Source organism: Candidatus Kryptoniota bacterium (assembly GCA_036567965.1).
Lineage (GTDB): Bacteria > Bacteroidota > Ignavibacteria > Kryptoniales > JAKASW01 > JAKASW01.
Genome location: DATCTN010000016.1, coordinates 99,746 through 112,366 on the forward strand (window position 1 = coordinate 99,746; position 12,621 = coordinate 112,366).

Sequence of the window (12,621 nt, forward strand, 5' to 3'; positions counted from 1 at the left end):
CGCGCAGCGTTGCCGGCTCAACAGGGAAATGCTGGTCAGTCTTTTCGTGTGCCCGGCAACATTGTAAGTATGAGCGCGGCCGTTGCCGCGACACTCAACCACCCGAACCAGTCCCCGATTGTCGAATAGAAAGTTCTTCCCGGACCGGGCGAAACGAGACTCAACAGAAGTACTTCCGGCGATTTCGAGCTCGGTTCTTCCGCGATTATTTTTCCCCTGAAGTCGCTGACGGTGAGAAGCCCCTGCTGCGCGCAGCGGACGATCGAAAATCCGTTCTCTACTCCGCGCAGTATTGCCATCCTCATATGAAGTTCTCCGTCTACCGTGAAGTCCCACGCCGGCACGAAGAGAATCGTCGCCCCGCGTGCCGCGTATTCTCTCGACCATTCAGGGAAATCCATGTCCTTGCAGATCTCAACGCCGGCGGTTCTTTCGCCGACAGAGAAAGTGAGCGGGGTGTTCCCGGAGTAGTATTTCGATTCGAACCCGGGAACGAGATACTTCTTCCTATAGTTCAGTATTTTTCCGTCGGGAAAGTACACCGTCGCCGCATTTGTATCGCGGTCGGTTCCGATCACATTCAGTCCCGCGACGATCACGATACTGTCACGCATGGAAGTCCGTGAGAAAATGGTTCTCACGATTGAGTCGGACTTAACTGTTACCGCGGCGAACTTCTCGGGGAGGACTACCACTCTCGCACCGAATCCGGAAAGATCCGCTGCCCGATCCGCGTACGCTCTGATGACCGGAAGCGATTCCGCTGGATTTTCAGATTGGAAATACTTTATTGTCGTATCTGTGACCGCAAGCCCGACAGGCATCGCCTGCGGCCTCCAGTCACGCGTCATTCGAACGTAGCCGAACACCAGAACAAACGCAGCAATCAAAGCGGGAATAGCGAGCGCGCCCATAATTTGTTTCATAGACGACTTTACACTCCACGCTACTGCGAGCACGGCTGGAATCAGCGTAACAATGAAGACAATTCCCCACATGCCGGTCAGCGAAGACACCTGGATGAGGGCGAGAAAATTCGTCTGTGTGTAAGCGATGCTTCCGCCCGTTCCGTTCGGCGATGCGATCGAACGAAGGAATTCGAACGCTGTCCATGTCGATGGAAAAACAAAGGGTGAAAGGAGCGGTGCCAATCTGATTTGCGCTGCACGGTGCGCAAGAATCGTCAGCCCGAAGACTCCCGAAAATAAAACGAGCGTGGAAATCAGGAGCGGAGGCGGCATGAATACCGCGAGATAGACTGCAAAGTTCATCGTGCCAATCGCCGACGCCAGGAAAGAAACGACAAATGTTTTTCCAGCCGAGAGCCGGCGGGAGACAACGAGGACGGGAAGCGGTGCGATGAAAAGGAGCGCACCCACCGGATTGAGTCCCGTGGAGAAAAAGTAGAGGACTCCCGATACACCCGCGGCGATTAATCCTGTTATCCATGGCCGGCGATATGTTCTGATGCTTTCAGACGTTGTCATGTTTTCGAGGAATATATCAGTAGAGATGAGGAATTCAAAGTGGCGAGACGTGATATCCCGGTCCTAATCCTCGTTTTGATCCTGACTGAGACGCACCAATGTAGTGTCTTGGGCAACCTCTGCGCTCGCGGTCTGCTTGTGGGGCGCGCTCTCACTTCAGCAAAAGAAGCTTCTGAGTCGCGAAAAGATGCGACTGGTTTCGGAGTATCGCGAAGTAAACTCCCGACGCAACACGGACGTTATTTGTGTTTGTCCCGTCCCATGAGAGCAATCCCGAATGCGACAGCCGCTCGAAAGACTTTATCAGTACTCCCTGCACCGAATAAATGTCGAGCTCCGAGCTCGAGTTGTCTGGAATATTGTACTCAATCCGGCACGAAGGATTGAATGGGTTTGGAAATGCGGCGAGATCGTACTTGGTCGGCACGCTGCGCGATGCGATCGCGTTAATCGTCCCTGACGTTGTGAGAACTATGTGCAGGATCGATGGACCGGGAATGGAGTATGAGAAAGAATTATTTGATATCGTTGTCAATGTGTCGAGCTGGTGAATCTGTGAGTTGAACCTGTTTATCTCCCAAACTGTGCCACCGGATATGGTCGAGGGACAGGAGATGGTGAAGTTCCCGGCGATGGGTTCGTTGTAGTTCCTATTTATCACTATGAGATGAATTTCATTTGCTCCATCGTCGACGGACCCATAAATCGAACAATCGGCTGTGTCGCTTGTCTGAGACGGCATGTAATAATCGCCGAACGAAGAATTATTTCCGTCGTAATTCGTGTAAATCCGGTACGCCGACGATATGTAAGGTGATGTTGAGTTCAAGGGCCAGACGCTTGAAAGATATATTCCAAACCTCGCGAATACTCCGAGCACGTCAGCCATTGCCAGCGCGCCTGAAATATCCTGCTCACCGCCATAGTTGAATTCTGTGAACGCTAATTTCGTCCCCGGATAATATTTATTTATGGAGGAAATTATTTTGGGAAGGAGCGGAAGGTACGAGGAAAAGTATTGTTCGATCCAGCTATCCTCTTTGTATGTCTTGTCCCACAGGGTACGTGGCGCCTGGACTCGCGCGAGAACATCGTTTGTCGTGGCGGCTGTCGGATCCGTTATCCTGTCGTCTCCCTGTGCTTCGGAATACCAGTGAAGATCGAGGACATCGAGAAGTCTCTTGCCGGCAGTGTCGCTTGCTTTCTTCATCTGGTCGAGATAGTAGTCGAGGAACCATGAATAGCCCTTTCCTGAACTTACCGTGTTCCAATCGGGAGCGCCCTGGAAACTGAGATAGCCGTTGAATCCGTATGAAACCGGTCCGAACACTTCTGCTGTCGGGTCGATGTTCTTTATAGTCTGCGCGAGCGCGACGGACCTTTGAATTATTTCCTGGCAAGTCGGCTGGGCCGGATGGAGAAGAGGATGAGTCGAATTCCACAGGTCCGGTTCGTTGTCAAGCTCATATCCTTTTATACCTGTCTGCGAGCTTGCCGGTCCGTATTTGTCCACGAGGAAATTCACATATTCGTCCATGTAGACTGTGTCGTCGCTCGTATCGGGTGAAAGAGAAAGCGGACTTCCTTTTGAGAATTTTACAAAGGCCCACCGCGGTGACGGTGCTTTTTGACTTGTGTCCACAATACCATTCTTGTCTTTCGCCACGAATCCCGCCATCTGGAGAGTGACGAGGGGATACGCATTGAATTGTGCGGCCTGCCTGTAAAAAACTTCAGTAACAATTCCGGGAACGTTCGCGCTGTCGGGGGGAACTCCGAAAACTGATGTCAGATAATCATCGCTCTCCTGGAGATAATCGCTCCCAGCGTTCGAGGCATTGTTCTCCCAGTTGTATCCAGTGAGGCGGTTCCCGCCGATTCTCATTGCTTTCCAGTTCTCGCCGCCCGTTAACAGTTGGTTTGTGCCGAATATGTACGGACTGATCCTGATTGCCGAATCTCTGTTCACACTAACGCTGAAGTTTACCGTCTGTGAATAAGAATCCGCGAGTGCAGCGATAAGGCTTACTGAAATGGCCAGTACTTCTCTCATCATTTTCCTTACCCCCTACTTCTAAAATTTTATCTTCAATTCTTTTCCGTCGTATGTTACCGTCTTGTCAGGCACGGGTGTCGGATCGATTCCAACTCCGTGATCTTCGTGGACGATTACGATGTTGAATTTCCGCTCCACCGGCATGCCCGGGAATTCTCCCTTCCTTTCACCGATTGTCAGTATCTTCGACTTATTGTCCCATTGAAATAGAATTGTCGCGTACAATCCTTCTTCATAATCGTAATTGTCATTCTCGTCTTCGTACAGCTGAAAGCTGGCATTTCTCCCCGGATAGACTCTGATCTCGATTGGCGAATCGGGTTTCTCGGATGCGTATTGCACCTCCGGACCGATCGGGATAATGGAACCGGCCGGTACGTAAACCGGGATCATGTCGATAGGCGTCTCGATCAGAATATTTTGTCCGGCTTTGAGATCCCGTCCGCTCCAGAAATCGTACCATGACCCGGAAGAATCTTCAGGGAGATAGACATCTGTCTCGTTCGGATGACTGTCTGTCGAAGGCACGATCCAGTTGATTTTTAAATTTGCTGTGTTCTGCCTGAACTGTCTGTGGAATAATACGAAATCATATTTCTTGTTCGAATCGAGAAGAATGTCTCCTTCAAACTTCGCGCTTTCTTTATTGTCCCATTTGTCGACGAGTAATTTCCCGTTCACCCACAACTGCACACCCGCGTCAGCAAGAACGAAGAACCTGTAGTTCCCCTTGACTTCGGACATGATCTTTCCCGTGATCTTCAGGCTGTAGCATGTGTCGAGCCCGACAGGAAGACAGCCGATCCATCCTACCTGGCTTGCGTCGAATTTCCTGGACAGGACTAGCTGATTGAAATCGGTGCCGCGGTAAACTTCGAGTTGTGCCCCATGTTCTTTTCCATCCGCGGAATAGAAATGATCGGGGGTAATGTCTATGCCGTTGTAGGCGGCCGGGTGAAACATCGGCTTCGTTACCGGGCGGACAAGGAGCGAAGGGCCAAACATGATTTCATTTCCGATCGAAAATGTCCGCCTGTCGCCGGTGAAATCCATCGGCAGTGCGCGCATCATTGTATATCCGTTGTTCGTCACTCTCCAAGCAGTTGAATAAATGTATGGCATGAGCCGATATCGCAGCCTGTCGAATTTTACAAGCGCATCGTACGCCCAATCTCCATTCGATCCGAACTGCCAGACTTCTCTCGGAGTGTTGGTCCCGTGTGATCTGAATATCGGATTGAACGCACCGAATTCGAACCACCTCACGTAAAGCTCTTTGTACGCGTCGTCCTTCACGCCGTCAGGGTAATTGAAGAACGTTATGAACCCGCCGATGTCGTTCGTCCAGTAGGGTATGCCGGACACACAGAAATTTATTCCGGCGGCGATCTGTGTCTTCAGAGCGTCCCAGCTGGCGAATGTATCTCCCGACCATGTCGCAGCCGCAAATCTCTGCTGACCGGTAAACGTGGATCGTGTAAGTATGAACACTCTCTTCTTATCCGTCGTCTCTCTTTCGTGTTCGTAGATCCCGCGGGTGTCTTCGAGGGAGTACGAGTTCAAGTATCTTGCATTCGTCCCGAGGTAATTCCGTCCAGCGTCCTCAAGCGAGAGCGCCGTGATATACCTGTCGTCGGTGCACCTGAACTCGGGTTCCGTGGCGTCCATCCAAAACGCGTCGACACCCGCTGCGAGCAGCCCCTTATTTATGTATTTCCAGTAAAGATCTCTCGCCGCAGGATTCCATGCGTCATAGACATTCCCACCGCACCAGTGTACCGGATTGAAAAGGAAACCGTCTTTTTTCATTTCATTATGAATGTCCGACTTTATCCCGAATGCCGGCCAGATGGTGACCATGAGGTGCGAATGCAGATCATGGAGCGAATCGATTATCGATTTCGGATTCTTATAGCGTACGGAGTCCCAGACCATTCCGCTGAACTGGTCCATGTCTCCCCAGTATTGCCAGTCCTGGACGATGTTGTCTATCGGAATTTGTCTTTCACGATATTCTTTTACGATGCCGATCAACTCACTTGAAGTCTGATAACGCTCCTTCGATTGCCAGTAGCCGTATGCCCATCTGCCGAACATCGGGGCTTTACCCGTGAGCTTTCGATATCCTGCGATCACTTCGTCCATCGTCGGGCCGTACACGAAATAATATTGGATTTGATCGCCGACTTCCGACCAGAAGTAAGTTCCGTCGCTGCTGTCGTGGAATTTCGATTCCGATGGATTGTCCCAGAGGATACCGTATCCCTTTGTCGAAACGAGAAACGGATTCACGGCGGTCCTGTTTGCCTGCGCGATCAGAATGTCTTTTCCCCTGTAGTTCATGATCGGATCTTCGAATTGGCCAAGACCGTAAAGCCCCTCCGTTTTCGAGAGAACGAAAGTTTGTCGGACGTGGTAAGTGCCCTCACCCTCCACAATCGCCGGAACGAAGCAGGAATTCCCCGCACCTGCGGAAGCTAAAATCTTTTCGTGTTTTAAATTGTAAAATGTTATGGCGCCTGTCGACTTCGAGATCACGATTTCAATCCTGCCTGTGAATATTGAAATCGAATTCTTGTCTTCTTCCTTTCTGCAATTCACATCTTCATCTACAGGGACTGTGGATAATGATTTTCTTGTCGAAAGCGAATCTCCGGGTGCAAGTGTGACTCTGACAACGACAGGTGTCAGGACTTCGACACGAAGCTTCACGCCTGCGAGGTTTAGCATCGTGGTACAGTTTGCTCCTCCGCCTATCGCATTGCCTGCAAGAGCCAGGATGGCGAGTGACAGGAGACTGAGAATCTTAAGAGAGTTCTTCATGTCAAGTTTGCTCTTCTTCGTTTATCCGGGGCCCGAGCCAGCCCTCAAGTTCGCGCGATCCGTGCAGATTCCAGGATCTTAGCCCGACCGATCGGCTTTGTGGTAGAGATTAGTTCGTTCCTCTTTCCCATGGGATTTAATATCGCAATATATCGAGGGATAATGAAACGCAGCGAAGGCAAATCCGCTCCCGGTTTGCGGGTGCCGCTGAACTATTGAGTATTAGAATGCAGCATGGGGACCGAATGAGTTTAACGGGGGTAACAAAAGTTTTGGTTCGGCCAGTGCCAAAGGCAAAACCAGTAGAAGATTTCCGCGAGATTTACTAATATGAACGAACGTGGAAAAATGTAATTCTTTCAGGCTGGTTTGCGTGCGTAATGTTCAGAAAATCTTATCGGTTCCCACGTGACTTTGCTCATGTCCTCTTTATCTCAAAGAAAGGATGAATTAGGCAAATGCATTTGAGTGTGGTGGATCTCAGTATCATAGTCATATACTTGATAATAGTTGTCGTTCTCGGTGTGCTCGTGACAAAGAGAGCTGCGAAGAATATACACAACTATTTTCTCGGCGGGAACGTGATGCCGTGGTGGGTGCTTGGTGTTTCCAACGCATCCGGTATGTTCGATATAGCTGGCACGATGCTTCTCGTGTACTGGCTTGCAGTGTACGGTATGAAAAGCGTGTGGCTCCCGTGGTTGTGGCCGGTGTTCAATCAGATATTTTTAATGGTTTACCTCTCCGCCTGGCTCCGAAGATCGAACGTCATGACGGGGGCGGAATGGATCAAAACGAGATTCGGCAGCGGGACGGGCTCGACCTTATCACATATAATTGTCGTCATCTTTGCGCTTATCGGGGTGATCGGATTCCTGTCGTACGGATTCAAGGGAATCGGGAAATTTGCGGTGGCGTTTCTTCCGCCACTCGTGACCAACTCACAGACTCTATTGGCACATCCGGACATAAATGCTAACCTTTACGCGCTAATATTGATGGGAATAACCACCATTTACGTCGTGAAAGGCGGGATGATAAGCGTCGTGCTTACCGAGGTGATCCAGTATGCGACACTTACGATCGCATCGATCGCGATAGGGATCATCGCCATGGTACACGTTTCGCCTGGCATGGTGAACGCCGTTCTACCTGAAGGATGGAAGAGCCTGTTCTTCGGGTGGAACCTCAATCTTGACTGGTCGACTGTGAATTCGGTAGTCTCCTCGAAGGTGACTGCGTTCAACGAATGGATCAGAACCGACGGCTACTCGATGTTCGGACTCTTTTTCGGTATGGTGTTGTTTAAAGGAATTTTCACTGCTGCCGCGGGTCCGGCTCCGAACTACGACATGCAGCGCGTGCTCTCGACCAAGAACCCGAAGGAAGCCGCGAAGATGAGTTCTCTGGTCAACGTCGTGCTGAATCCTGCAAGATACTTCATGGTGGCCGGACTGACTATCCTTGCGCTCACGAATTTCAATGCGCTGTACGCCGGGTCTATATCGACACCGGACTTTGAAACGATCCTTCCAGAAGTGCTTGCACACTACATACCGGTCGGGTTGCTCGGATTCCTCATGGCAGGACTGATCGCGGCCTTCATGAGTAACTTTGCTGCGACCGTCAACGCCGCGCCGGCTTATCTCGTGAACGACATTTATAAGAAGTACATAAATCCGAACGCTTCTCCAAAGAGATACGTAGAGATGAGCTACATAACTTCGATACTCGTCGTCGTCGTCGGCGTGTCGATCGGATTTTTCGTCGAGTCGATCAACCAGGTCATGGTCTGGATCACGGCATCTCTATATGGCGGTTACGTCGCGGCGAACGTTTTCAAGTGGTACTGGTGGAGGTTCAACGGGCACGGATACTTCTGGGGAATGCTCGGCGGCATTTTGGGCTCGCTGGTGCTTCTCGCGATGAACAGCTTCAACCTCCTTCCGTTCCTTCACGACTGGCCGCTGTCGAACAACCCGAGCATGAATGCGTTCCCAATTATTTTCTTTCTCTCGATAGCGGGATGCATCATTGCGACGCTCGTGACACCCGCTGAGAGTGATGAGATCCTCATGGACTTCTACAAGAAAGTTCGCCCGTGGGGATTCTGGAAGCCGATAAGAGAAAAGGTCATGAACGCCAACCCGTCGTTCGTGCCGAACAGAGATTTTAAGCGGGACATGTTCAACGTAATCGTCGGCATCGTGTGGCAGATAACGCTCATGGCCGCACCGGTTTTTCTCGTAATCGGAGACTACACGTCGCTGATAGTTTCGGTAGCGGTGATGATAGGCACGTCGCTGGTACTGAAATTCAACTGGTGGGACAAACTCGAAGCTACTTTCGGTGAGCGTTCACTCGATGACAAACAAGTCTCCGGGAATTCAAAAGTAGAACTTGCGGGAGAAATAAAATGACCAAGAAGCAGTTTGGTGAAAGACTTAGGCGGCTGAATTCCGAACATAAGAAACTCATTTCGAGGAAGAACAAGCCGTTGAAGGATGGGAATGGAATTTACACGAGGTACGAGCATCCCGTTCTAACCGCGGAGCACGCGCCGATCCACTGGCGTTACGATTTAAATTTTAAAACAAACCCGTTCCTTCTTGAAAGAATTGGAGTGAACGCGACATTCAACTCCGGCGCGATGGAATTCAACAGGAAGATAGTTCTTGCGGTCAGAGTCGAGGGCACAGACAGGAAATCCTTCTTTGCAATAGCCGAGTCACCTAACGGAGTGGATAACTTCAAGTTCTGGGATTACCCGATCACTATGCCTGAGCTTATAGGTAATCCCGACACGAACGTCTATGACATGCGGCTCGTAAAGCATGAAGACGGATGGATCTACGGCCTGTTCTGCACCGAGCGCAAAGACCCGAAGGCACCGGCGAGTGATACTTCTTCCGCCATTGCGACATGCGGCATAGCCCGGACGAAAGATCTGAAATCCTGGGAAAGGCTTCCCGATCTAAAAACAAAATCGCCTCAACAGCGAAATGTCGTCCTTCATCCTGAATTCGTGGACCGCCAGTACGCTTTCTACACCCGTCCGCAAGACGGGTTCATCGACGCCGGTACGGGAGGCGGCATTGGGTGGGGACTTTCTCCGACGATTGTCGGTGCGGAGATAGGCAAGGAGACCATTATCGATGACAGACAGTATCACACGATTAAGGAAGCGAAGAACGGTCTGGGTCCCGCTCCGATCAAGACCGAGAAGGGCTGGCTGCAGTTAGCGCACGGCGTAAGGAACACCGCCGCGGGTCTCAGATACGTTTTATATATGTTCCTCACCGACCTTAAAGAACCAAACAGGGTAATTGCTGAGCCGGCCGGGTATTTCTTGGCCCCGCAAGGCGAGGAGAGAGTGGGTGACGTATCGAACGTCGTCTTCAGTAATGGCTGGGTTAAGAGAGCGAATGGCGATGTGCTGATCTATTACGGTTCATCGGACACGAGGATGCATGTCGCGGTTTCTACGGTGAATAAACTTCTCGATTATGTTTTGAACACTTCACCGGACGGACTCAGGAGTGCCGAAAGTGTCAACGAACGTATAAAACTCATCGAGAAGAACCTCAAACCAACGAAGAAGAAGAAAAGATAGGCGTCCTAAAATATTTCCATTGTGCGAATGCCGTCCGACTCTTGTCCCACGGCATTTTTTTATTCGTGTGTCAGTCTTGGCGCGTCCCCGAGTTTGCTCTATATTTTTATCGATCCTTGCGGGTGCACCGAGAGAGGGCGGGGAATTTCCTAAAAGGAATCGAGAGAATTGATTCGCTAAACTTTGTCAGGAGTAAGGGCGAGCATTCGTTTCGAGATGCGCATATTTCTGTCCGAAGACGGGAAGATTCGAGGGATTCAAACAACTCACCGGTTTATCAAGAATGTTTTTTCCTTTTCTTGAATTGGCCGCTTTCCTTTGGGTGATATTCAGAGTGGCGACGAAGCCAAGCCGCCTGACATATATCCCTGTGTTAGAGCGGCGATGCCGATCGCATCGGGTTTCGTGGGCGAGTTGATCGTTCTCGCCGGAGCGGGGCTCGCGTATCTAAGATCGAAGAAATCGATCGTTAGCTCGCCCGCGCTCTATGCTGGAGCATTCTTTGTCCTCGGCATCGGGGGATCGCTGTGGGTAAACGATATCACTAACAGCTCGCGGAATGTACACTATCCGGATATCGTTCTGGATGCGAATGATCCTGCCGGCGTTGCAAAAGGAATTTTCCCCGGTCGGGTGGTTTGGGTCCATGACTCCACCGCCACGAATCAGAAGTGCGTTCTAAATTCTTACGGCCATGGCTGGTTCATGCCGGAAAACAATAACCAGCCAGTTGTTGACGCGATGGTTTCCGCTGCTATCAGGCAGCTGACGGGGACCACGAATGACTCCACGGCGTGGGATTCTATTTTTGTTTACTTCAACAGGAATCATGGTAAGGGGTGAGTCGGATACTCGGCCGGTGAAAAACTCTTCATAAAGACCAACGCGACCAGTTCTTGGAGTGGAAATTTCAATACATACGATCTCAGTGCGGCTAACAATAGCTACTACGGAGTCTCGGAGACTTCACCGGCCATTGTTCTTGCAATTCTGAAGCAGCTTGTCAATGTCGTGGGCGTGTCCCAGTCGAACATCTACGTTGGAGACCCGCTGAAACATGTATACAAGCATTGCTATGACCTCTGGCACGGACAATTCCCGGGTGTCCACTATCTCGATCACGACGGTTACACGAACCTCGGCAGGGAGAAAGTGGTTGCAAGCACAACGGCAAAAATACATTACTCGGATAACGATACGGTGCTCACTGTCGGTTCTACTCCGGTCCATAGCGATTTTGTGTATACGGTTTTTCAAAATGTCGATTACGTCCTGGACGTCCCGATGTTGAAAGGGCATCTGCGCGCCGGCGTTACGATGTTCGCGAAGAATCATTTCGGCTCCCAGACCAGGGGAGATGCGTCTCACCTTCACAACGGCCTTCTCGCGCCGGATGAAGTCAATGCGACGAGAACGGGTTATGGGCGGTATCGCGTGCAAGTGGATCTCATGGGAAGTAGCGTGGTGAGCGGTAAGAATCTGTTCTATCTCATGGACGCGCTTTGGGCGACGGACTACGAGCTCGATACTCCTCTCAAGTGGAAACTTCCGCCGTTCAACAATACTTACATGTCATCGGTTTTCGCATCGTTCGATCCTGTTGCGATCGAATGTGTCGGGTACGATTTTGTGAGATCCGAGTTCACAGAAGCGCGCTGCCTTGCGGAGGGAACATCCGACCATGTGCAGATGCCGGGAGTCGACGACTATCTGAAGCAGGCAGCGGACTCGACTGCATGGCCCGCAGGTATCAAGTACGATCCCGACAGCAGCGGTGTCCATCTCGGTAGTCTCGGAGTCTATGAGCACTGGAATGATTCGCTGGACAGAGAGTACTCGCGCAACCTCGGCACAGGAGATGGAATAGAGCTGGTAAAGGTGGAGACGATCACTTCTGTGAAAAACGTGAATCCTTCGGTGCCGAACGAGTTTGTGCTTTACCCGAACTATCCCAACCCTTTCAACCCTTCCACAACGGTGAGGTTTATTCTTAATAAGTCCGAACGTGTTAGTCTGTCGGTTTACGACATGTCCGGACGTTTGGTAAGAACGATCATTGAGGGCGATCTGAAGCAACCCGGGACATATTCAGTGCGTTTCAATGCAGATAGGTTATCGAGTGGTACGTACCTCTTGAGATTGCGAGCCGGCGGATTTGTCCAGACGCAAAAAATTGTTTTGCTGAAGTAATGCTCTGATTTGCAGCTGAGATATTCGGCTAAAGCCGAAAATCATTGTTAATTCATTGCCGCAGGCTAAAGCTCGCGGCAATGTCAATGAACTTTTCCACACACGCGTTTGTCCGCAAAGGTTCTTCTGCGCGGGTGCTGTTGTTCACGCAGGCTCATCTCCTCAAACGCTATTTGCCATTCAAGTCATCGTTCGCAGAAGCTTTCCACGACCCGAGCCGCTGTGCGCACGGGCCAACGCTTTCTCACGTCATTTCCCTCTCGAGATGATTTCGGCTCACGCCTTTCTCGATGCGGGCTATCGTCCCCGGGTGTCGTTGTCTGTACTGCCCATTGTCCGCTGGGGCATCGCCTGCATAGAACACTGCTCCGACCGGGAAGCCCACTTCCAGCGTAGTCCACTGCCTTGAGCAGACAGACCACCGCCTGCAGAGGTCACTCTCCCGACCGGGA

General features: G+C 51.0%; 7 protein-coding genes. 4 read left to right on the forward strand and 3 right to left on the reverse strand.

From position 1 onward, the window contains the following. Positions 1 to 35: 35 nt before the first annotated feature. The 3 genes from VIS48_06190 to VIS48_06200 all read right to left on the reverse strand — a co-directional run bounded on the left by VIS48_06190 (position 36) and on the right by VIS48_06200 (position 6,366). Positions 36 to 1,487 (reverse strand): nitrilase-related carbon-nitrogen hydrolase, encoded by a 1,452-nt coding sequence (locus VIS48_06190; protein HEY9165736.1) that lies wholly within the window; start codon positions 1,485 to 1,487, stop codon positions 36 to 38. 151 nt (positions 1,488 to 1,638) lie between these two features. Beyond that, positions 1,639 to 3,543 (reverse strand): glycoside hydrolase family 44 protein, encoded by a 1,905-nt coding sequence (locus VIS48_06195; GenBank protein HEY9165737.1) that lies wholly within the window; start codon positions 3,541 to 3,543, stop codon positions 1,639 to 1,641. 18 nt (positions 3,544 to 3,561) lie between these two features. Continuing rightward, entirely contained in the window at positions 3,562 to 6,366 is a 2,805-nt protein-coding gene (locus VIS48_06200; protein ID HEY9165738.1) for a TIM-barrel domain-containing protein, read from the reverse strand. A gap of 458 nt (positions 6,367 to 6,824) precedes the next feature. Here VIS48_06200 and VIS48_06205 point away from each other — a divergent pair, with 458 nt between their 5' ends. The 4 genes from VIS48_06205 (at position 6,825) to VIS48_06220 (ending at position 12,169) form a co-directional block, all read left to right on the forward strand. Next, positions 6,825 to 8,786: a sodium:solute symporter family protein gene (locus VIS48_06205; protein ID HEY9165739.1), complete on the forward strand. Its 1,962-nt coding sequence runs from the start codon at positions 6,825 to 6,827 to the stop codon at positions 8,784 to 8,786. After that, the gene (locus tag VIS48_06210) at positions 8,783 to 9,979 is read left to right on the forward strand and encodes a glycosidase (GenBank protein HEY9165740.1); all 1,197 of its coding nucleotides are present in this window, start codon (positions 8,783 to 8,785) and stop codon (positions 9,977 to 9,979) included. Before VIS48_06205 ends, VIS48_06210 begins: the two co-directional genes overlap by 4 nt. Positions 9,980 to 10,363: 384 nt before the next feature. Continuing rightward, positions 10,364 to 10,822: a hypothetical protein gene (locus tag VIS48_06215; GenBank protein ID HEY9165741.1), complete on the forward strand. Its 459-nt coding sequence runs from the start codon at positions 10,364 to 10,366 to the stop codon at positions 10,820 to 10,822. Between the two features lie 174 nt (positions 10,823 to 10,996). Continuing rightward, the gene (locus VIS48_06220; GenBank protein ID HEY9165742.1) at positions 10,997 to 12,169 is read left to right on the forward strand and encodes a T9SS type A sorting domain-containing protein; all 1,173 of its coding nucleotides are present in this window, start codon (positions 10,997 to 10,999) and stop codon (positions 12,167 to 12,169) included. Positions 12,170 to 12,621: the final 452 nt, after the last annotated feature.